The 20,494-nt window shown below is 64.1% G+C and carries 18 protein-coding genes; 8 read left to right on the plus strand and 10 right to left on the minus strand.

Annotation, left to right across the window (positions count from 1 at the left end; all coding sequences use genetic code 11):
* Window positions 1–17: 17 nt before the first annotated feature.
* From AC3WLP_RS09965 to AC3WLP_RS09990, 6 genes are all read left to right on the plus strand, one after another.
* Window positions 18–1,013, plus strand: coding sequence for a WD40/YVTN/BNR-like repeat-containing protein (locus AC3WLP_RS09965; RefSeq protein ID WP_088512142.1), 996 nt, complete (start codon window positions 18–20; stop codon window positions 1,011–1,013).
* A 15-nt stretch (window positions 1,014–1,028) separates the two neighbouring features.
* A complete protein-coding gene (locus tag AC3WLP_RS09970; RefSeq protein ID WP_088512141.1) occupies window positions 1,029–3,494 on the plus strand; it encodes an efflux RND transporter permease subunit in 2,466 nt (821 codons plus the stop codon).
* A complete protein-coding gene (locus AC3WLP_RS09975) occupies window positions 3,487–5,265 on the plus strand; it encodes an acyl-CoA dehydrogenase C-terminal domain-containing protein (RefSeq protein ID WP_088512140.1) in 1,779 nt (592 codons plus the stop codon). The genes AC3WLP_RS09970 and AC3WLP_RS09975 overlap by 8 nt, the downstream gene beginning before the upstream one ends.
* Window positions 5,266–5,276: 11 nt before the next feature.
* Window positions 5,277–6,917, plus strand: coding sequence for a fatty acid--CoA ligase (locus AC3WLP_RS09980; protein WP_256596055.1), 1,641 nt, complete (start codon window positions 5,277–5,279; stop codon window positions 6,915–6,917).
* 206 nt (window positions 6,918–7,123) lie between these two features.
* Window positions 7,124–7,924 (plus strand): WaaZ-like lipopolysaccharide core biosynthesis protein, encoded by an 801-nt coding sequence (locus tag AC3WLP_RS09985; RefSeq protein ID WP_064490583.1) that lies wholly within the window; start codon window positions 7,124–7,126, stop codon window positions 7,922–7,924.
* 70 nt (window positions 7,925–7,994) lie between these two features.
* On the plus strand, window positions 7,995–8,495 hold the full coding sequence (locus tag AC3WLP_RS09990; protein ID WP_004576657.1) for a methylated-DNA--[protein]-cysteine S-methyltransferase: 501 nt from the start codon (window positions 7,995–7,997) through the stop codon (window positions 8,493–8,495).
* 4 nt (window positions 8,496–8,499) lie between these two features.
* Here the strand turns inward: AC3WLP_RS09990 and AC3WLP_RS09995 are convergent, their stop codons facing one another.
* Both AC3WLP_RS09995 and AC3WLP_RS10000 read right to left on the minus strand, forming a co-directional pair.
* Complete coding sequence (locus tag AC3WLP_RS09995; protein WP_012052437.1) at window positions 8,500–8,742, minus strand: hypothetical protein; 243 nt, start codon at window positions 8,740–8,742, stop codon at window positions 8,500–8,502.
* Window positions 8,739–9,482: a carbon-nitrogen hydrolase family protein gene (locus tag AC3WLP_RS10000; RefSeq protein WP_054888826.1), complete on the minus strand. Its 744-nt coding sequence runs from the start codon at window positions 9,480–9,482 to the stop codon at window positions 8,739–8,741. The genes AC3WLP_RS09995 and AC3WLP_RS10000 overlap by 4 nt, the downstream gene beginning before the upstream one ends.
* A 214-nt stretch (window positions 9,483–9,696) precedes the next feature.
* On the opposite strand from AC3WLP_RS10000, the gene AC3WLP_RS10005 reads away from it, so the two are divergent.
* Complete coding sequence (locus tag AC3WLP_RS10005; RefSeq protein ID WP_088512138.1) at window positions 9,697–10,422, plus strand: serine/threonine protein phosphatase; 726 nt, start codon at window positions 9,697–9,699, stop codon at window positions 10,420–10,422.
* Here AC3WLP_RS10005 and AC3WLP_RS10010 read toward each other — a convergent pair.
* Window positions 10,370–10,984, minus strand: coding sequence for a LysE family translocator (locus tag AC3WLP_RS10010; RefSeq protein WP_088512137.1), 615 nt, complete (start codon window positions 10,982–10,984; stop codon window positions 10,370–10,372). The genes AC3WLP_RS10005 and AC3WLP_RS10010 overlap by 53 nt on opposite strands.
* Before the next feature lie 82 nt (window positions 10,985–11,066).
* The gene (locus tag AC3WLP_RS10015; protein ID WP_012052433.1) at window positions 11,067–11,876 is read right to left on the minus strand and encodes a helix-turn-helix transcriptional regulator; all 810 of its coding nucleotides are present in this window, start codon (window positions 11,874–11,876) and stop codon (window positions 11,067–11,069) included.
* A 131-nt stretch (window positions 11,877–12,007) separates the two neighbouring features.
* Here AC3WLP_RS10015 and AC3WLP_RS10020 point away from each other — a divergent pair, with 131 nt between their 5' ends.
* Window positions 12,008–12,631 (plus strand): LysE family translocator, encoded by a 624-nt coding sequence (locus AC3WLP_RS10020; protein ID WP_012052432.1) that lies wholly within the window; start codon window positions 12,008–12,010, stop codon window positions 12,629–12,631.
* On the opposite strand, the gene AC3WLP_RS10025 is transcribed toward AC3WLP_RS10020, so the two are convergent.
* The 6 genes from AC3WLP_RS10025 to AC3WLP_RS10050 form a co-directional block, all read right to left on the minus strand.
* Window positions 12,628–15,102 (minus strand): autotransporter family protein, encoded by a 2,475-nt coding sequence (locus AC3WLP_RS10025; RefSeq protein ID WP_088512136.1) that lies wholly within the window; start codon window positions 15,100–15,102, stop codon window positions 12,628–12,630. The genes AC3WLP_RS10020 and AC3WLP_RS10025 overlap by 4 nt on opposite strands.
* Window positions 15,103–15,214: 112 nt before the next feature.
* Entirely contained in the window at window positions 15,215–15,490 is a 276-nt protein-coding gene (locus tag AC3WLP_RS10030) for a peptidylprolyl isomerase (protein WP_004576651.1), read from the minus strand.
* A gap of 87 nt (window positions 15,491–15,577) precedes the next feature.
* A complete protein-coding gene (locus AC3WLP_RS10035; RefSeq protein WP_088512135.1) occupies window positions 15,578–17,530 on the minus strand; it encodes an acetoacetate--CoA ligase in 1,953 nt (650 codons plus the stop codon).
* A 91-nt stretch (window positions 17,531–17,621) separates the two neighbouring features.
* Window positions 17,622–18,101, minus strand: a complete 480-nt coding sequence (eco, locus tag AC3WLP_RS10040) for a serine protease inhibitor ecotin (RefSeq protein WP_012052429.1) — start codon at window positions 18,099–18,101, stop codon at window positions 17,622–17,624.
* A gap of 55 nt (window positions 18,102–18,156) precedes the next feature.
* Entirely contained in the window at window positions 18,157–18,927 is a 771-nt protein-coding gene (gene hbdH / locus AC3WLP_RS10045; protein WP_060544984.1) for a 3-hydroxybutyrate dehydrogenase, read from the minus strand.
* A gap of 10 nt (window positions 18,928–18,937) precedes the next feature.
* A complete protein-coding gene (locus tag AC3WLP_RS10050) occupies window positions 18,938–20,329 on the minus strand; it encodes a GntP family permease (RefSeq protein WP_088512134.1) in 1,392 nt (463 codons plus the stop codon).
* Between the last annotated feature and the right edge of the window lie 165 nt (window positions 20,330–20,494).

A 20,494-nucleotide genomic window follows, 5' to 3' on the forward strand; every position in this document is an offset into this window, starting at 1 on the left:
ACGGAGCAGAGGTTCCAATGTCTGTCTTCAAACGATGCAGCGTGGTGATGCTGGCCCTGGTTGCGCTGCAGGGTGCAGCCTTGGCTGCGCCATTCACCGATGTGCTGGATGTGCCCGCCATGCCCAGCGCCCTTGCCAGCAGCAGTGCCCTGCGTGATGTGACCTTGGCCGGGCAGCGCCTGGTCGCGGTCGGCCCGCGCGGGCACATCCTGTATTCCGATGACCACGGCGGGCACTGGCAGCAAGCCCAGGTGCCGGTCAGCGCCGACCTGAATGCGGTGAGCTTCGCCACGCCCGAGCTGGGCTGGGCGGTGGGCCATGACGGTGTGGTCCTGCACAGCCGTGACGGTGGCATGCACTGGCAAAAACAGCTGGACGGCCGGGTACTGGCCGAACAGCTGCCAGGCGCGGACACCGACAATGCCTTGCTCGACGTGTGGTTCGGCGATGCCCGCACGGGCTACGCGGTGGGGGTGTTCAACCTGCTGCTTCGCACCACGGATGGCGGCAAGCACTGGCAGCCGTGGCTCGACCACAGCGATAACCCGCAAGGCCTGCACCTGACCAGCCTGGCCGCGGTGGGCGACGAGTTGTTCATCACGGGCGAGCAGGGCCTGTTGCTGAAGTGGGACGGCAAGCGCTTCGCTCGCGTTGGCACACCCTACGCCGGCACCCTGTTCGGTGCTGTCGGCAAGCCCGGCGTGCTGCTGATATACGGCCTGCGCGGCCACGTCTATCGCAGTACCGATGGCGGCCAGCAGTGGCAACTGATCGACACAGGGATCAACACCAGCCTCACCGCCGCCGGTATCGACCCTGATGGGCAGCTGTGGCTTGCCAGCCAGGCCGGTGACCTGCTGCTCAGCCGTGATGACGGCGCCAGCTTCAGCCCGGTAGCCCACAGCCCCCGCAGCCCAGTCACCGCACTCGTCAGCGATGCCGGTAACGGCCTGGTGCTGGTGGGCGAGCGTGGCGTGCGCAACCAGGCCGGTAACCCCACGCAGCACCCCTGACAAGAGAAGACCCTGATGGCCGCTACCCGCCAAGATACGCTTCCGGTAATCCGCAACCTCGCCGATTTCGACCCACGCTCGGGCAATTGCCTGGAACGCCTGGTGTTCAACCATCGCTGGCCATTTCTTCTGTGCATGCTGCTGGCAACCTTGGTGCTGGGCTTCATGGCGGCGACGCGCCTGGAGCTGCGCCCCAGCTTTGACAAGATGCTGCCGCAGAGCCACCCCTACATACAGAACTACCTGGAAAACCGCGCTTCGCTGCGCGGATTGGGCAATGCGGTCCGGGTGGTGGTAGAGAACACCCACGGCGATATCTTTGACCCGGGTTACCTGCAGACCCTGCGCCATATCAACGACGAACTGTTCCTCAGCCAAGGCGTGGACCGGGCATGGGTGAAGTCCTTGTGGAGCCCGGCGGTGCGATGGACCGAGGTAACCGAGGAGGGTTTCCAGGGCGGCCCGGTCATGCCTGACGGGTATCAAGGCGCAGCCGGTGATATCGAACAGCTAAGGCAGAACATCGAGCGTGCCAACATCGTCGGCAGCTTGGTAGCGCGCGACTTCAAGTCGAGCATGCTGGTGGTGCCGCTTCTCGACCAGGACTCAGCCACCGGCAAAGGCCTGGACTACCATGCCTTTTCGCAAAAGCTCGAACAGTTGCGCAGTCAGTACCAGGCCAGCGGCCAGTACCGCATTCATGTGATCGGCTTCGCCAAGCTGATGGGCGACCTGATCGACGGCCTGATCCAGGTGATGGCGTTCTTTGCGCTGGCTGTGCTGACCAGCCTGGTGATCATCTATTGCTATACCCGCTGTGTGCGTAGCACCTTGCTGGTGGTGGTGTGTTCGCTGACTGCGGTGGTATGGCAGCTGGGTATCGTCGCCTGGCTGGGCTATGCCATCGACCCGTATTCGATCCTGGTGCCGTTCCTGATCTTTGCCATCGGCGTGTCGCACGCGGCGCAGAAGATGAACGGCATCCTTCAGGACATAGGCCGCGGTACGCACCGGCAGATTGCCGCCCGCTACACCTTCCGTCGCCTGTTCGTGGCCGGGGTCACCGCATTGCTGGCCGATGCCGTGGGCTTTGCGGTGCTGATGCTGATCGATATTCCGGTGATCCAGGACCTGGCAATCACCGCCAGCATTGGTGTGGCGGTGCTGATTTTTACCTCGTTGCTGTTGATGCCGGTGGCGCTGTCCTATGTCGGTGTGGGCCGCAAGGCTGCCGAGCGAGCGCTACGTATCGATGCTCGCGCGGATCAGCACCGTGGCTTCGGCCGGCTGTGGGCGCTGCTTGACCGATTCACCGAACGCAAGTGGGCCAGTGCTGCACTGCTGGCTGCCCTGGCGTTGGCCGCCCTAGGCACCTGGGGTAGCCTCCAGCTGAAGATCGGCGACCTCGACAGTGGCGCCCCCGAGCTGCGTGCGGACTCGCGCTACAACCTCGACAACGCTTACATCACCCAGCACTACGCACTGTCCAGCGATACCTTCGCGGTCATGGTCAAGACGGCCCCCGAAGGCTGCCTGCAATACCAGACACTGATCCTCGCCGACCGCCTGGCCTGGGAGCTGCAGCAACTGCCGGGTGTGCAGACCACCGTGTCGCTGGCAAACGCGGTGCGCCAGATCACTGCGGGTACCTACGAAGGCAACGCGCGCCTGAACAGCCTGCAGCGCAACCAGGACGTGCTCAACTACGCCGCCCAGCAAGCCTCGGTCAACGCCCCGGAGCTGTTCAACAACGACTGTTCGCTGATGCCGGTGATCGCCTACCTCAAGGACCACCGCGCCGACACGCTGGCCCAGGTGGCTGTAGCGGCTGAGCGTTTCGCCCAGGCCAACAGCAATGCTGACCACCAGTTCCTGCTGGCCGCCGGCAGCGCGGGCATCGAGGCCGCCACCAACGAGGTGGTGCGCGAGGCCAACCACCGCATGCTGTTGCTGGTGTACCTGGCGGTGACCCTGTTCTGCCTGGTCACCTTCCGCAGCTGGCGAGCGACGCTGGTGGCAATCCTGCCGCTGATGCTTACCTCGGTGCTGTGCGAGGCGTTGATGGTGGCCATGGGCATCGGCGTCAAGGTCGCCACCTTGCCGGTGATCGCCCTGGGGGTGGGCATTGGCGTGGACTACGCGCTGTACCTGCTGAGCGCGCAGTTGCACTACCAGCGCGCGGGCCTGAGCCTGGCCCACGCCTACCAGAAAGCCCTGGCCTTCACCGGTCGGGTGGTGGGGCTGGTCGGTATCACCTTGGCCGCTGGCGTAGCCGGCTGGGCCTGGTCGCCAATCAAGTTCCAGGCCGACATGGGCCTGCTGCTGACCTTCATGTTCCTGTGGAACATGCTCGGCGCGCTGGTGCTGATACCCGCGTTGTCGCACTTCCTCCTGCGCGGCCAGGGCGCCCCGGCAGCTGCCGATGCCCAGGCGCCGGCGCTTTCGCAAACCCAAGAAACCGAGTGCTCGCCTCATGTCTGATTACCTTGCGCCACTGCGCGACATGGATTTTCTGTTCAACGAAGTGTTCGACATCCCGACCTGGTGGGCGCAAACGCCCATACTGGCCGAGGTGGTCGATGGTGACACTGCCCGGGCCATACTCGAGCAGGCCGGCAAGCTGATTGCCGAGCGAGTGGCGCCGCTCAACCGCAGTGGCGACGTGCAGGGCTGCCGCTGGGAGGCTGGCCAGGTAAGCACGCCCGACGGTTTCGCCGATGCCTACCGGGCATTTGCCGCTGACGGCTGGGTCGGTGTGGCCGGTGACCCGGCCTACGGCGGCATGGGCATGCCGAAGGTGATCGGCGCCCAACTCGAAGAGATGCTCAATGCCGCCAACCTGTCGTTTGGCCTGTACCCGATGCTGACCGCCGGGGCCTGCCTGGCACTGCTCAACCATGCCAGTGAGGCATTGCAGGCGCTGTACCTGCCACCCATGTACCAAGGGCGTTGGGCCGGTTCGATGTGCCTGACCGAGCCCCACGCCGGCACCGACCTGGGCCTGATCCGCACCCGGGCACAACCCCTCGCCGACGGCGGCTACCGCATCAGCGGCACCAAGGTCTTCATCACTGGCGGCGAGCAGGACCTGACCGAGAACATCATCCACCTGGTGCTGGCGCGGCTACCGGATGCACCGGCCGGCCCCAAAGGCATCTCGCTGTTCCTGGTGCCCAAGGTGCTGGTCGGCGCCGACGGCGTGCTTGGCGAGGCCAACGCAGTGAGCTGCGGCTCGATCGAGCACAAGATGGGCATCAAGGCCTCGGCCACCTGCGTGATGAACTTCGACGACGCCATCGGCTACCTGGTCGGCGAGCCGAACAAGGGCCTCAATGCCATGTTCACCATGATGAACTACGAGCGCCTGGGCGTGGGTATCCAGGGGTTGGCGCTGGGCGAGCGGTCTTATCAGGGAGCCATCGCTTATGCCCGTGATCGTCTGCAAGGCCGCGCGCCGTCGGGTGTTGAAGCGCCGTCGCAGTATGCCGACCCGATTATCGTTCACCCGGACGTACGCCGCATGCTGCTGACCATGAAAGCGCTGAACGAAGGCGGGCGGGCATTTTCCACCTACGTGGCGTTGCAGTTGGACATGGCCAAATACAGCGACGACCCGGCTACACGCGCCAATGCCGAGGCCAAGGTGGCGTTGCTTACGCCGGTCGCCAAAGCCTTCCTCACCGACATGGGACTGGAGACTACCCTGCACGGCCAGCAGGTGCTGGGTGGCCACGGCTATATCCGCGAGTGGGGCCAGGAGCAGTTGATTCGTGACTGCCGCATTACCCAGATCTACGAAGGCACCAATGGCATCCAGGCGCTCGACCTGGTAGGGCGCAAGCTGCTGGGTGATGGCGGCAAGGCCTACCGTGGCCTGTCTGACGAAATCGTCAGCTTTGCCCAGGCGCTGCCAGTGGCGCACGCCGAGTTCAGTGCGCCACTGCTGGCTGCCGTGCACAACCTTGACGAACTGAGTGCCTGGCTGCTCGACCGCAGCCAAGGCAACCCACGCGAGCTTGGCGCGGCGGCGGTGGAGTACCTGCACGTGTTTGGCTACACCTTCTACGCCTACCTGTGGGCGCGCATGGCCGTGGTGTGCCAGGGCCAGGCGGCACCAGAGCCGTTCCACCTCAGCAAGCTCGGTACCGCGCGCTTCTACTTTGCACGCCTGCTACCACGCATCCACTCGCTCAGCGCCAGTGTCAGGGCCGGCAGCGATAGCCTGTACCTGCTCAAGGCCGAGCAACTGTGATGGCCGCCAACATGCTCACCACTCGCGTCATGCCCCGGGCCGAGCAGGCCTATGCGTATCCGTTGCTGATCAAACGCCTGCTGCTGTCGGGTGTGCGCTACCAGCCCAACCAGGAAATCGTCTACGCCGACAAGCTGCGCTACAACTACACCACGTTGCTGGAACGCATCCAACGGCTGGCCAACGTGCTGACCACAGCCGGGGTCAAGCCTGGCGACACGGTGGCATTGCTCGACTGGGACAGCCACCGGGCACTGGAATGTTTCTTTGCCGTACCAATGCTGGGCGCGGTCTTGCATACGGTAAACGTGCGGCTGTCCAGCGAGCAGGTGCGCTACACCATGAACCACGCCGAGGATCGGTGGGTACTGGTGCATGACGACTTCCTGCCATTGATGCAGCAGCTATGCGCCGACCTGCCGGCAGTCGAGGGCATCATCCGCCTCAGCGACGGCGCTGCCGACGCGCAGACAGTGCCTTTGCTGGGCGAATACGAAGCCATGCTGGCAGCTGCAGCGCCGCAGTTCGAATTTGCCGACTTCGACGAAAACTCGCTGGCCACACTGTTCTACACCAGCGGTACCACCGGCAACCCCAAGGGGGTGTACTTCAGCCACCGGCAACTGGTGCTGCATACCCTGGTCGAGCAGGGCACCTTGGCCGCGTGTGGCGAGGTACCGCTGCTGCGCACCGGCGATGTGTACATGCCGATCACGCCCATGTTCCACGTGCATGCCTGGGGCGTGCCCTATGTGGCCACGGCGCTGGGCATCAAGCAGGTCTACCCCGGGCGCTACGAGCCCAACCGCCTGGTGCGCCTGTTCCATGACGAGGGGGTGACGTTCTCCCATTGCGTGCCGACGGTGCTGCAGATGATGCTCGACAGCGAGCAAGGACGCTGCACCGACCTGACCGGCTGGAAGATGCTGCTGGGCGGCAGCGCCCTGACGCTGAGCCTGGCCCAGCGTGCCAGCGGGCGCGGCATCAGTGTGCATTGTGGCTACGGCATGTCGGAAAGCTGCCCGCTGCTCAGCATCACCCACCTGAGCACCGACTTGCTGGCACAGCCCATGGCGCAGCAACTGCCGCTGCGCATCGATGCCGGTGTGCCGATTGCCTTGGTGGACCTGCGTATCGTCGATAGCGAGGGCAGGGAAGTACCGCACGATGGCGCAAGCCTGGGCGAAATCGTGGTGCGCGCGCCTTGGCTGACCCAGGGTTACCTGCACGAACCGGAGCAAGGCGCGGCGCTGTGGTTGGGGGGCTGGATGCACACCGGTGACCTGGCCTGTATCGACTCGCTGGGCGTGGTGCGCATCCGCGATCGCATCAAGGACGTGATCAAGACCGGTGGCGAGTGGGTCAGTTCGGTGGCGCTGGAGAACCTGATCAGCCAGCACCCGTCCGTCGCCTCGGTCGCGGTAATCGGTATTCCTGATCCACAGTGGGGGGAACAACCTTTGGCCTTGGTGGTCTGTCATGACGGTGTGCAGTTGGACCAGCCGGCATTGGCCAGGCACCTGCAGCCGTATGTTGACAGCGGGCACCTGGCCAAATGGGCGATACCGCGGCAGGTGCGGTGTGTGGACGAGATCCCCAAGACCAGTGTCGGCAAGATCGACAAGAAACGCATTCGCCAGACTGCAATATAGATGTGGCTTGCGATGCCTGGGGGCGCCTTGCGCCCCATCTTGTTGCTGGCGGGGGCTTTGCCCGCGCGCTCAGCAGCCCCAAAACCCCGCCAAACAAGGGAATGGCGGTTGACTTGAGTTCACCCAGGTAAAGTTAGGTAAAAGCGGCCACGGCATATACACGGATCAGTATTGTGGTTTGTACTGTCCAGTTAAAGATGCCATTGATGAACACACTTCCGTCGCAGCCAAGCGCTGAACGCGGGGCGTTCTCCGGTTTCGAGGCGTGTCGCAATTCCCAGCAGGGCCCCGTGGTGATCCTTGCCTCCGGCGCTTCTGCCAAACATTTTCCGCTGGGCGAGTTTGCGCACTTGCCCATCATCGCCATGAATGGGTCGGTCGCCATGACCGCCGAACACGGCATCAAACCCTTCTTCTACGTGTGCACCGACAAAAGCTTTTGCCAGCAACAGCCGGCCTTGTTCGCCACTGCCGTGCGCGACAGCGAACGCCTGGCCCTGTGGCCAGAGCAGTATGCGCGTGCCGATGTGCCAGCCCACACCCAGTGTTATGCCTTGCACAAAGCCGACATGCCGAGCCTGCTGGACGGTTTGCGCGGCCATGGTGACAGTTGCGTGTGCAACCGGGCACTGTGGAGCAAACGCAGCCGCTCGATTGCCTTCAGTAAAGACATGGCCCATGGCTTTTTCGATGCCCGCACGGTGGCTTATGTGGCCTTGCAGTTGGCCTATCACCTGGGCTTCGAGGAAGTGTTGCTGGTGGGGGTAGACCTCGACCAGAGCGTCGGGCGCTTTTACGAGGACGGCCAGGGCCCGTCTTCGCCGTGCGGACTCGACCAGCATTGGGACAGCCGCATCCTGCCGTCGTTGAAGCTGATGGCCAGGGAAGTGGTCAGCGAGCATTTCCACGTCTACAACCTGTCGGCAACATCACGCATTCCCGCTGAGCTGATACCCAAGGTCACGCTCAGCCAGGCGCGGCACATTGCCGGCTGCGCAATGAACTGAGCAAGAAAGCGGGTGCATGAAAGACTGTGGATGCGTACAGTGGGCCGATCGCAACTTGCAGGAGCCCGCTATGTCCAGCGCATTCACGATCATGCCATCGCCCGTCGGCATGCTGACCCTAGTGGCCCGTGGCAATTGCCTGGCAGCCGTATTGTGGGAAGAGGAGCGGGAAAACCGCGTACGCCTGGGCGCACTGCACCGGGACGACCAGTGCCCGGTATTGCGGGAAACCGCTCGCCAGCTGGGTGAGTACTTTGACGGCAAGCGCCAGCGTTTCGAGCTGGCGCTGGACTTTGCCGGTACTGAGTTCCAGCGCCAGGTGTGGGCCGCATTGCTGGCGATACCGTTCGGCGAAACCCGCAGCTACAGCGACATTGCCCGGCAGCTCGGCAACCCCAGGGCGGTACGCGCGGTTGGCGCTGCCAATGGCCGCAACCCGATTTCGATCATCGCTCCCTGTCACCGGGTAATCGGCGCGTCGGGCAGCCTGACCGGCTTTGCCGGTGGCCTGGCGGCCAAACAGTATCTGTTGGCGCTGGAAGGGCGGCAAAGCCTGGCACTGGACCTGTAAGGCGTCAACCGAACCCGCTGGCGATCAGGCACGCCAGCACAGCCAGCACCGAACCGGCGATCAGGGTGTATTGCCGCCGGGCCTGACGTGCGCGGGGGCCGACCTCACGCAGGTACTCGCCGGGCGTAGGCGCATCGGGCCGATGGCGCAATCCCTCGGCCACATCGGCAAGTTGGCCCTGAATCAGCAAGCCGACCAGGCAGTAGGTGCTGGCGTAACTCAGTAACGCTAGAAACAGATAGATCATGCAAGGTACGGGGCCAAGGGCAGGGTGATCGCGCTGGCACTGCGGGTGTCGAGTACGATCAGCCCTTCACTGTGGTCATCCAGGCTGGCCAGCAAGTGCCCCTGGCTGTCCCATGCTGCAGAACCGCCGGCACCGATGAAAGTGTCGGCCGGCCCCACGCAGTTGGCCATCAACACCGGCATGCCCAGCTCGCGTGCCACCTCTGGATAGTGCGCATATCCCTCGCGGATACCCTTGGCGGTTTTCGCAACGCTGACCAGGTACAGGTCTGCACCGCGCTCGCGGGCCACGGCGGCATGCGCCATGAACATCGATTCGTAGCAGATCGCTGGCGCCACCCGGTGCTCACCCACCTCCAGCAGCAATGCCTGATGACCTGGGGTGAAGTAAGGCAGCTCATCATCATGCAAGCGCTGCTTGGCATAGGCCTGGCGCGGCGCATCAGGGCAGAAGACGGGCATGCCGATACGTATGCCGTCGGGCGTTGGCAATGGCAGGCCCACGGCAACGGTAATGCCCAAGCGGTCGCAGGCTGCCTGCAGCGGGTCCAGGCGTGCGGAGGTGACGGGCAGGGCGGACTGGCGCGCCACACTCGGCTCATAGCCGGTCAGCGACAGTTCGGGGAACACCACCAGTTCGGCACCCAGGGCCGCAGCCTGCTCGATGCAAACCAGATGGCGCTGGAGGTTGCCTGGCAAATCGCCCTTTAGCGACGCCAGTTGTACGGCGCACAGTTTCATCAGAACCATTCCCTGGTGAAGATTGACGTGCCGAGCATACTATCGGCACCAACGCCTGTTCCAGTGAAGGGTTTTTCAGGAAGCCTGGGATGCGCAGCAAAACGCCCCCCGACCTGCGCAGCCACGGTACCTTGTGCCATGCTGTCCAGTGACAGCGCCATGCGCACGGCCCGCGCCAAGGTGGGCAGGGTGCTACCAGCGGAGGAACACTGTAATGGCACGGTTTCGGCGGATGATCGCCAATATCCGGGGACGGGATCTGGCCGTGGGCGATATCCATGGCCACTTCCAGCGCCTGCAACAATGCCTGGATGCGGTAGGGTTCGATCCGGCGGTGGACCGCCTGTTCAGCGTGGGTGACCTGGTCGACCGTGGGCCGCACAGCGAGGCAGCGCTGGACTGGCTGGCCCAGCCTTGGTTCCATGCCGTCCAGGGCAATCATGAGGCCTTGGCAATCACCCGCGTGCGCGGTGGGCGGCTCGACCTGGGCATGTACCGCGCCGCCGGGGGGGGCTGGTTCCTCGACTTGCCGCGGCGCGAGCAACTGCGTTTCGTGGAGCGTTTCGAGCAGTTGCCGATTGCCATGGAAGTGGAGAGTGCGGACGGGCTGGTAGGCCTGCTGCATGCCGACAGCCCGTTTGCCGACTGGGCAGTATTACGCTCCTGGCTGGAGCTGGATGACGACCCTGACGTGCGCCAAGTGTGCCAGTGGTCGCGTCGGCGCCTGAAAGAGGGTGACACCCAACCGGTGCAGGGCCTGCGGGCCCTGCTGGTCGGCCACACCCCGGTGCTGGAGGCCAAGCTGCTGGGCAATGTGTGGCATTTGGACACGGGGGGCTGGGCCAGCGGCCATTTCACCTTGGTCGACATGCGCACCTTGCAACGGGTCAGCCCAGAGCCAGATGCAGCAACAACGCCCCCGCCAACATCACCAGCATGACCCCCGAGGCCCGCTCCAGCCACGGCAGGCTGCGAGCGAATCGCCGCAGTACCCGCTGGTTGCCGATGGCCACGGCAACCAGCAAGTCCCAGAGCAGGACGATGCTGAACATCCATAGGGCGTAGGCCGCTTTCCAGCCGGGGCTGACGCTGGCGACCATGCTGGCCAGGCTGGCATAGAACAGCGCGTTCTTGGGGTTGAGGATGCCGGACAAGAAGCCCATGCCCAAACTGCGCCACCAGCCATGAACCCGCTGGCTACCGGTGACTGTGCCCAGGCTGGTTTGCCCGGCGTGGCGCAGGAACAGCACGCCGATGTACAGCAGGTAGCTGGCGCCGGCCAGTTGCAGGGTGGTGAACAGCAGGCTGCCCTGCTGCAGTACCGAAAGCCCGGTGAAGGCGATGACAATGAACGCGCCATTGGCCAGCGCTATGCCCAGGCAGGCGCCGCTGGCGATGCGCCAGCCGCTGTTGATCGCGTTGCGTGCGACCAGGAAAAAGTCCGGGCCAGGTGAGAGCAGGGCAAGAAAGTGGGCCAGGGCGATGATCATGAATTGTTGCATTGGGGGCGGCTCTGCGGAAAAACCGCAGTCTGCTGCCGGGCCCGTTCTGGCGTATTGAACAATATTGCACCTGCAGCGGCCTTCAGTTTCCGCGGTACTGCCCCGGCGTAACCCCCACATGGGCCTTGAACACCCGCTGGAAATGGCTTTGGTCAGCAAAGCCAAGCTGGTAGGCCACTTCCGCCAGGGCCAGCCCTTCACTCAACAGTTGCCGCCCGCGATTGACCCGGGCATTGAGCAGGTAGGCATGCGGGGTAAACCCGGTAGCCGCTCGAAACGCGCGGATCAGTTGATAGCGCCCAAGCCCGGCCTCCCGCGCCAATACCTCCAGGCTCAATTGCGCAGGGTCCTGGTGTTCGATGCGTGCAAGCAACCCGTTCAAGGTGGCGGCTTTCAGGACGGGGGCCGCTGCCAGCGGTGGGTGCGCGGCAACGTCCAGGTCCCCCAGAAAGGCAATCAGCGCCGCATCTTTCTCGCCGTTGCAGGCACTGGAAAACAGTAACCTGTTCAGTGCGCAGAACTGCCGATACACCTCAGCCTCCCTGCAGATGCGCACCGGTTCGCCGGCTTCGATACCGCCAAAGCCCGACTCCAGGCGTAACTGCGTCAGCCAGTCGGCATCCACATGCAGCATCTGATAGCTCCACGCCAGGCCGGGGGCCGGGTTGCAGGCATGCACGCGGTGGGCCGGGACCAGTACCAGCGTGCCGGGCGCCAAGTGATGCTGCCCGTCGGCAGCCCCGGTGAAATGGCTGCGGCCAGCATCCACCGCACCGATGGAAAACGTCGGGTGGCTGTGGGCCTTGTAGCAGGCCCGGCTGTGGCAGGCGCGCCGGCTTTCGACATGTGCCAGGGCCGGGTCGCGCCACAGGGCGGCGTGGGAACGGGGCATTACAGGCTCCTCGGTATTGTCGGCAGGGTAACAGGTGCCGCGCACCCGTACAGTTTTTATCGCTGGCTGTTACTTGACCGCAGGGCCCGGAACGCGCCGAAATAGAGGGCTGTTGTCAGAGGAAAACGAGAATGGACCTTTCAAGCCTGCTGCTTTTCATCCCTGCCTGCTTCGCCTTGAACATGGCGCCTGGACCCAACAACCTGTTGTCACTGCACAACGCCAGCCGTTACGGCCTGCGCACCGCCTGTGTGGCCGGCGCCGGCCGTATCCTTGCCTTCTGCGGCATGATCGCCCTGGCAGCGATGGGCCTGGCAGTGGTGTTGCATACCAGCGAATACCTGTTCCTGGCCATCAAGGTGGTGGGCGCGGCCTACCTGTTCTACATCGCCTGGCAACTGTGGCGCGCACCCGTGAGCGAGACCGTGGTGGCAAGCGATCACCCAGGCGGCACTTGGCGCCTGGCGCGCCAGGAGTTCTGGGTTGCGGCCGGTAACCCCAAGGCCATCCTGATCTTCACCGCCTTCCTGCCGCAGTTCGTCTCGGTCGGTAGCAGCACCCCGGTAAGTGAGCAGTTCCTTTGGCTGGGTGTGTTGTTCCTGCTGCTGGAATGGGCGGCCATTGCCATCTACTCAGGCCTGGGCGCCTACATGCAGCGCTGGTTCAGCCAGCCCGGCCCACGCCGGATGTTCAACCGGGTCAGCGCCTCCTTGCTGGGCTGCGCGGGCCTCGGTCTGCTGGCTGCGCGCCGCTAGAACTGCCAGCGCACGCCAAGGTTCACGCCGCTGGCTTCCTGCTGGCGGCTGTCCAGGTTGGCGGTGTACTGCACGCCGCCATGCAGGCTCAGTGCTTCGTTGACCTGCGCGACCACACCGCTTTCCAGTTGCATTGAGGTATAGCGGTAATCGGTCTTGATCTTGTCTGCGTCATCGAAGCTCAAGGTGTCGCGCCCACCGTCGCCGTGCCACAGGTTGACCTGCGCAAAGGGCTGCAACAGGCGCCCGCTGCTCCCCGTGAACGCACCCTCCAGGCGCAGGCCCAAGCGGCCGGTCAGCTCGACCTGGGCGTCATGACTGATACGCGAGACGCCGTCGCTGGCGCTGTCCAGCGCGACCTTTTGCGCAATCAGCTGAGCTTGCGGTTCCACGCGCCAGTGCTCGGACAGGGTGATGGGGTAGCCCGATTCCAGTGAAGCTGTCCAGGCGTGGCCGTCGAGGTTCAGCGTGTCGCCACGCTCGGAGCGGGCGCGGCCATCCAGGCGGGTGTACTGCAACACCGCGTCCAGGTACGCGCCCTGTGGCCCGACCAGCGTCCAGTAGGTGCCCACGCTATCGCCATCGAGCTTCAGGTCGCCCACGCTGCGGTCGTGAACGGCCAGGGCAAACCCTTTGACGTCGGCGTCCAGACGGCTATGGCTTACGTAGATACCGACATGCTGGCGGTAACCGTTGTCGCCAACCTTGGCATACAGGTCCTGGCCCACCTTGAAACCGTACAGGTCGCCATCCAGGCTCGGGCTGACCGTGCCGCTCCATTGCTGGCGCAGCGTGCCGCCGTAGGCTTGCCCCCAGCTGGCGGGCAGGGCGCTTTCACCCTGCAGTAACAGCTGGTCGCCCTGGCGTTGGTGGAAGGTGCCCAATGCCTGACGGGCGATGATCGCGGCACCCCGTGGCGCTGCGGCATAAACCGGGACCTCGGGGCGGTACAGTGGCAGGCTTTCGCCCTGCACTGGGGCAGGCAGCTCGGCCTGGCCGGGCGCTGGCGCAGCGACGGGTGGGGTGACGGCCGGGGCGATCACCGGCGGCTCGCCCGGCGCCGGCACAGGGGCTGGAGCGGGTGGCGCAACCAGCGTCGAGCGCAGGTACCAGCTGTTTTCACTGCCGGCAGTGACGCCCCCTTTGAACAGCCGATAGTCGTAGGCTCCGGCCGATAGCCTTTGGGTCTGTGCAAAGGCGGTGGCCGTGCTGGTGGCGCCGTCACGGGCTTCGACCACTTGGATGCCGTTCTGCGCCGTCGCCGCACCTGCGCCGTTGAAGTTGTTGATGAGCACCTGGGTAGAGCCGGCGATGGCGCCGCGGCTGATCACCAGGCGATCGGAAGCAGCGCCATCGCCGGCCAGCACGCTGTTCAGGCGCAGGGTGCCGTTGTGGCCGGTGTAATCGCCCTCGATGCGCAAGCGGCCCATGGCATCATTGCCGGCGGTGAGGTCAAGTGTACCTGCGTTGCTGATTGCGGCGCGCTGGCCTGGGGCAAACGCAGTGATCACCCCTTGGCGTGACGTGATGCGGCTGCTGGCGTCGAGGGCGAGGCTGCCCGTGCTGCTGTTGCTGTCGCCCAGTACCAGCGTGTCATCCAGTGCCAGCCGGCTGCCGTTGTTCAGCGCCACGCGCTCCCAGTTCACATAGTGGGCACCGCCTGCCGGCTGGCTGGCATCGAACGTCAGGCTGTCGTTACCTTCGCCGCCGTCCAACGTGATACTCAGCACCTCGGGCGTAAGGCCTTTGAGCAGTGCCGTGTCATCACCTGGGCCGGCATCCACGCGCCCGCCAATACGGCCACCGTCCCAGGTGAAGCGATCGTTGCCAGAGCTCAGCAACACATCGCCGCCAACCTGGCCACCGTGCACCAGCACCTGGTCGTCGCCACCGCTGACGCTGATGTTGCCGCCGATGTTGCCCTCGAAGACTTCGATGTAGTCCTTGTCGAAGGCCGCGATGACGTTCCGGTCGACGCTGCCGCCACGCATGATGAAGGTGTTCTCGTCCAGCCGCATGTTGACGTTGCCGATACGCCCGTCGTCCATTTCGGCATAGTCGCCGCTGTCGAACGTGCCCTTGATCCAGCCGCCGCTCATGTGAAAGGTGTCCAGGCCATCACCCTGGTTGAGGTTGCCTTCGATGACGCCGCCGCTCATGACGAAGTCATCGATGCCGGCGCCCTGGTTGACGTTGCCGCCGATGCTGCCAGAGCCCATGTCGATGCTGTCTGTGCCGGCGCCGAAGGTTACGTCGCCGGTAATGGCGCCGCTACCGGATGCCGGGAATACCAGGCGGTTATCGCCGCTGCTGTCCACCAACGCGGGTGCGGTGCCGCTGTCACAGGTGTAGGTGTCGTTACCCGGGCCGGGTGCGAAGGTGCAATTTGCTTGGGCGGGCGTGACCATGCCCAGCAGCGGGAGCGAACCCAGGGTCAGCATCAGGCGTAGACGCATCAGGAAAACCTCCATTCACCAGGGAAACCTGCGCACCACGCGTGGTGCACAGGGTTACCGGGGTTGTATAGAGGAGTGCGTCACCACCACAACTGGCAAAAATGTCAGGTGGCAAAGGGCTAGCGCGTTAGTCGCGGTAGAACGTTTGCACCAGGTGGTAGCCGAATTTGCTCTTGATCGGCCCGTGTACCACACGCAAAGGCTTCTTGAAGATCACCTGGTCGATGGCGCCGACCATCTGCCCGGGGCGAATTTCGCCCAGGTCACCACCGCGCTTGCCCGATGGGCAAAGAGAGCACTTTTTCGCGAGCACGTCGAAAGCCTCGCCGTTGGCGATGCGCTGCTTGAGCTTTTCGGCTTCGTCAGCGGTCTTGACCAGTATGTGGCGGGCTTGGGCTTTCATGGGCTACCTGTGCATCGGGAAAAAAGGCGGCATTATGCCTGATTGAGTCCTGTTGTAGCGATCGTGCCTAAATGGCCGCGATGAATGTCAGCTCTTCAGCTCTGCGCGATCGCGAAACTGATCCAGCGCCTCCGGGTTGGCCAGGGCATCGGTGTTTTTCACCGGCAACCCATGCACCACATCGCGAATCGCCAGTTCCACCAGCTTGCCACTGATGGTGCGCGGTATGTCGCTGACCTGGGCGATCACCGCCGGCACATGGCGGGGCGTGGTGTACTGGCGTATCACCTGGCGGATGTGCTGGCGCAAGGCTTCATCCAGCTGCAGGCCGTCTTGCAGGCGCACGAACAGCACCACCCGCACATCCCCGTTCCAGTCCTGGCCGATGGCCACGCTTTCCACGACCTGTTCGACTTTTTCCACCTGGCGGTAGATCTCCGCCGTGCCAATGCGCACGCCGCCCGGGTTGAGCACGGCGTCGGAGCGACCGTGGATCACCATGCCCCCGCTGGCACGCTGCTCGGCGTAGTCGCCTTGGGCCCACACCCCCGGAAACTGACTGAAGTAAGCATCGTGGTAACGGCGACCGTCCGGGTCGTTCCAGAAACCGAGTGGCATCGAGGGGAAGTTGCGCGTGCACACCAGCTCGCCTTTTTCGTCCACCACGGGCTGACCCTGCTCGTTCCACACCTCCACCGCCATACCCAGGCCCTTGCACTGGATTTCGCCACGACGCACAGGCAGGGTCGGGTTGCCCAGCACGAAGCAGGAGACAATGTCCGTGCCGCCCGACATGGACACGAGCCACAGGTCGGCCTTGATCTTGTCGTACACATAGTCATAGCTGTGCGGTGACAGCGGCGAACCGGTGGACAGCAGCAGCCGCAGGCTGCTCAGGCAGTGGCTGTTGGCAGGTTCCAGGCCTGCCTGCTCCAGTGCCGCCAGGTACTTGGCGCTGGTACCGAAAGCGTGGATACCCTCGGCCTCTATCAGGTCCAGAAGCCGCTCGGGGCCTGGGTGGAACGGCGAGCCGTCGTACAGCACCAGCGTGGCACCCACCGCCAGGCCGCTGGCCAGCCAGTTCCACATCATCCAGCCGCAGGTGGTGTAGTAGAACAGCACGTCATCGGCCTTCAGGTCGTTGTGCAAGCCGTGTTCCTTGAGGTGCTGCAACAGCACGCCTCCGGCGCGATGGACAATGCACTTGGGCACGCCAGTGGTGCCACTGGAATAGAGGATGTACAGCGGGTGGTCGAACGGCAGCGGGGTGAAACGGGGCTCGCCGCCGGGCTGGAAAAAGTCATCCCAGAGGCTGACGTTGGCTGCCTGGAATTCGTCGGCACGCGTGCCTTTGCGGGTATGGGGCACCACGATCAGTTGCTCCAGGCCAGGCAACTGCGCACACACTTGGTTGACCTTGGTCACCTGGTCGATGGCCTTGCCAGCATACTCGTAACCGGCGCAGACGATCAGCAGCTTGGGTTCGATCTGGCCGAAGCGGTCGATGATGCCGTGCACGCCGAACTCGGGCGAAGAGGTAGACCAGACCGCGCCAAGGCTGGTGCAGGCGAGCATGGCCACCAGTGTTTGCCAGGTATTGGGCATGATGGCGGCTACCCGGTCGCCCGGGACGATACCTGCAGCCTTGAACGCCGTTTGCAGCCCGGCCACCTGTGCGGCCAGTTCAGCATGGCTGAACACTTCGCGTTGGCCGTCTTCGCGTACGGCGACCACGGCTGGGCGGTCGTCACGGCGGCGCAGCAGGTGTTCGGCAAAGTTCAGGGTGGCATTGGCGAACCACTGCGCATCGGGCATTTGCGGCCCTTCGCTGAGCACCTGGCTGGGCGGCGTATGCCAATGAACGTGGAAATAATCGGCAAGGGTTTGCCAGAAGGCGGGGCGCTGTTCGATGCTCCAGCCGTGCAGGGCCTGGTAGTCGTTGAGTTGCAGGTTGTAGCGCAGGTTGACCCGGCGGCGGAAGGCATCCATCCGGCTGGCCTCGATCTGCGTTGTGGACGGGCGCCAGAGCACATCGTTCATGCCGAATCTCCTTTACCGGAACAAAGCAGGCTCAGGGCAGGATCAGCCCTGTGTTGCGAAGAGGCTGACCCTGCAGAGAAAGCGGTCCTGCTTACTCTACTTTAGCCTTCTGCACATCCTGCGATGCCGACCACACGCGGTAACGCACTTCGACATCCTTGGGCACATACACCACCACCGGCAGCTTGCTGTTGTAGCGCAGCAGGAAGCCATCGCCGACCACCGGCACGAAGGCCTCGGTCTTCTTGCCGTCCGGGCAGGCCATCAGCGTGCTGGCCGGGCCGCTGACGTTGTCCAGGCGGTAGTAATTGTAGCCCCAGCCTTCCAGGGTGCGTGCTTCCAGGTTGCCGCCCAGGCGCTGACGATTGCAGTCGACCTGCAGCGTCTTGCCAGCCAGGATTTCCAGTTTATAGGCCGACTCGTCGGCCTGGGCCGGCAGGTGGATAACCTGCCGGGTGAAGCCTTTTTCCGCCTCGGGGTAGGGCGCGATGTCCTTCAGGCTGGCGGCCATCGCAGGTGCGGCGGCGGCCAGGCTCAGGGCCAGAATCGCGGTCATCGGGGTAGGGCGCATAAGGCCTCCTTGCTGATAAACGAATGCGGGACCGTTGCCAGGCCCAGGCCGCCCGTCACTGGGCCAACCAGCCACCGTCGACGTTCCAGGCGGCGCCGCGAACCTGGCTACCGGCCTCGCTGCACAGGAAGAGTACCAGCTCACCGAGGTGTTCGGGGGTGACGAAGGCCAGCGATGGTTGTTTTTCTGCCAGCAGATCGTGCTGCGCTTGCAGCCGATCGCCACCCTGGGCCGCACGATCGTCGATCTGCTTTTGCACCAGCGGTGTCAGCACCCAGCCCGGGCAAATGGCATTGCAGGTGACATGACTGGTGGCGGTTTCCAGGCCGACCACCTTGGTCAGGCCGACCACACCATGCTTGGCTGCCACGTAGGCTGCCTTGCCCATCGAGCCGACCAGGCCATGCACCGAAGCGATATTGATGATGCGCCCCCAGTTGCGCGTGCGCATGCCCGGTAGCGCCAGGCGTGTGCCATGGAATACGGCCGACAGGTTCAGGGCGATGATCTTGTCCCAGCTTTCTGGCGGGAACTGCTCAACCGGTGCCACATGCTGGATACCGGCGTTGTTGACCAGGATGTCGACGCCGCCGAATTCACGTTCGGCCAGGTTGAACAAGGCCTCGATCTGGATCACCTCCGACAGGTCGGCCGGGTGATGCACAACCTTCACCCCGTGCCGGGCCATTTCCGCCATGGCGGGGCCCGGGTCGCCAAAGCCGTTGAGCACGATGTTGGCGCCAGCCCGGGCCAATACCTGGGCGATGCCCAGGCCAATGCCGCTGGTGGAACCGGTGACGAGTGCAGTTTTGCCTTCAAGGGTCATGCCATGCTCCTTAGACGATGCCAGTGGCGTAGAACGTGGCGATGACCACGAACACCGCCAGGGTCTTGATCAGGGTAATACCAAAAATGTCCTTGTAGGCCTCGCGGTGGGTGAGGCCAGTCACCGCCAGCAAGGTGATCACCGCGCCGTTGTGCGGCAGGGTGTCCATGCCGCCGCTGGCCATGGCGGCTACCCGGTGTAGCACTTCCAGCGGGATGTCGGCCGCGTGGGCGGCGGCAATGAAGGTGTCGCCCATGGCCGCCAGGGCGATGCTCATGCCGCCCGAAGCGGAGCCGGTGATGCCGGCCAGCAAGGTCACGGTGATGGCTTCGTTCACCAAGGGGTTGGGGATGCCGCGCAGGGCATCGGCCAGCACCAGAAAACCCGGCAGCGAGGCGATAACCGCGCCAAAGCCGTATTCCGAGGCGGTGTTCATGGCTGCCAGCAAGGCACCACCCACCGCGCTTTTGGTGCCTTCGGCCAGACGTGTACGAATGGCGCCAAAGGCGCACACCAGGACCATCAGGATGCCCACCAACAACGCGGCCTGCACAGCCCAGATGGCCGTCAGCTTGGCCACGTCGCTTTGTACCGGTGCGCTCATGCCTGGCAATTGCAGGCTGTGACTGGGGCCGTACCATTGTGGTATCCAGTGGGTGAACACCAGGTTCATCACCCCCACCAGTATCAGCGGCGACAGCGCCAGCCAGGGGTTGGGCAGGCTCAGGTCGGCAGCGGTTTCCGGTTCGTTGCGCAAGTCGGTGCCATAACCTTCACCGGCGCGCAGGGCCTTGTTGCGCTGGCGCTGCAGGTAGGCCATGCCGGTAAAGAACACGAACAGCGTGCCGATCAGGCCCAGCCACGGTGCGGCCCAGGCGGTGGTGTTGAAGAAGGTGCTGGGGATGATGTTCTGGATTTGTGGGGTGCCGGGCAGGGCGTCCATGGTGAACGAGAATGCGCCCAGGGCGATGGTGGCCGGGATCAGGCGTTTGGGGATGTTGCTCTGACGGAACATTTCGGCGGCGAACGGGTACACCGCGAACACCACCACGAACAGCGAAACACCGCCGTAAGTGAGCAGGGCACAGACCAGTACGATGACCAGCATCGCCTGGCGGGTGCCGAGCAGGCGGATGGCCGCGGCGACGATCGAGCGGGAGAAGCCGGACAGCTCGATCAGCTTGCCGAACACCGCGCCTAGCAGGAACACCGGGAAGTACAGTTTGATGAAACTGACCATTTTCTCCATGAACACCCCCGTGAACGCAGGGGCGACGGCAGCAGGCTCGGTGAGCAGCACAGCGCCGAGGGCGGCAATGGGGGCGAAGAGGATTACGCTGTAACCGCGGTAGGCGGCCAGCATCAGCAAGGCCAAAGCAGCGAGTGCGATGAGCACGGTCATCGGGGTGGGTCTCCTGGGTGAGTCTTGTTTTTATCGTTGAGCAGGAGATAGCGGGAATCGTGCCAACTATGTAACTGGCTGATTTGTAAGGGTTAAAGGGTTTTGTTAGAAGTCTGTGTCTACCTTCAGAGACGCCAGGGGCTGCATTGCAGCCCATCGCTGGCT

The sequence above is a fragment of the Pseudomonas sp. FW305-E2 genome (assembly GCF_058782925.1).

Excerpts from the sequence above, each read along its gene's own strand:
- AC3WLP_RS09975 (WP_088512140.1), top strand. The coding sequence starts at position 3,487 with ATGTCTGATTACCTTGCGCCACTGCGCGACATGGATTTTCTGTTCAAC.
- AC3WLP_RS10015 (WP_012052433.1), bottom strand. The coding sequence starts at position 11,876 with ATGCCCCGTTCCCACGCCGCCCTGTGGCGCGACCCGGCCCTGGCACAT.
- AC3WLP_RS10000 (WP_054888826.1), bottom strand. The coding sequence starts at position 9,482 with ATGAAACTGTGCGCCGTACAACTGGCGTCGCTAAAGGGCGATTTGCCA.
- AC3WLP_RS09970 (WP_088512141.1), top strand. The coding sequence starts at position 1,029 with ATGGCCGCTACCCGCCAAGATACGCTTCCGGTAATCCGCAACCTCGCC.
- hbdH (WP_060544984.1), bottom strand. The coding sequence starts at position 18,927 with ATGACCCTTGAAGGCAAAACTGCACTCGTCACCGGTTCCACCAGCGGC.
- AC3WLP_RS10020 (WP_012052432.1), top strand. The coding sequence starts at position 12,008 with ATGGACCTTTCAAGCCTGCTGCTTTTCATCCCTGCCTGCTTCGCCTTG.
- AC3WLP_RS10025 (WP_088512136.1), bottom strand. The coding sequence starts at position 15,102 with ATGGAGGTTTTCCTGATGCGTCTACGCCTGATGCTGACCCTGGGTTCG.
- AC3WLP_RS09995 (WP_012052437.1), bottom strand. The coding sequence starts at position 8,742 with ATGATCTATCTGTTTCTAGCGTTACTGAGTTACGCCAGCACCTACTGC.
- AC3WLP_RS10030 (WP_004576651.1), bottom strand. The coding sequence starts at position 15,490 with ATGAAAGCCCAAGCCCGCCACATACTGGTCAAGACCGCTGACGAAGCC.
- eco (WP_012052429.1), bottom strand. The coding sequence starts at position 18,101 with ATGCGCCCTACCCCGATGACCGCGATTCTGGCCCTGAGCCTGGCCGCC.
- AC3WLP_RS10050 (WP_088512134.1), bottom strand. The coding sequence starts at position 20,329 with ATGACCGTGCTCATCGCACTCGCTGCTTTGGCCTTGCTGATGCTGGCC.
- AC3WLP_RS10035 (WP_088512135.1), bottom strand. The coding sequence starts at position 17,530 with ATGAACGATGTGCTCTGGCGCCCGTCCACAACGCAGATCGAGGCCAGC.
- AC3WLP_RS10005 (WP_088512138.1), top strand. The coding sequence starts at position 9,697 with ATGGCACGGTTTCGGCGGATGATCGCCAATATCCGGGGACGGGATCTG.
- AC3WLP_RS09965 (WP_088512142.1), top strand. The coding sequence starts at position 18 with ATGTCTGTCTTCAAACGATGCAGCGTGGTGATGCTGGCCCTGGTTGCG.
- AC3WLP_RS10010 (WP_088512137.1), bottom strand. The coding sequence starts at position 10,984 with ATGCAACAATTCATGATCATCGCCCTGGCCCACTTTCTTGCCCTGCTC.
- AC3WLP_RS09990 (WP_004576657.1), top strand. The coding sequence starts at position 7,995 with ATGTCCAGCGCATTCACGATCATGCCATCGCCCGTCGGCATGCTGACC.
- AC3WLP_RS09980 (WP_256596055.1), top strand. The coding sequence starts at position 5,277 with ATGCTCACCACTCGCGTCATGCCCCGGGCCGAGCAGGCCTATGCGTAT.
- AC3WLP_RS09985 (WP_064490583.1), top strand. The coding sequence starts at position 7,124 with ATGAACACACTTCCGTCGCAGCCAAGCGCTGAACGCGGGGCGTTCTCC.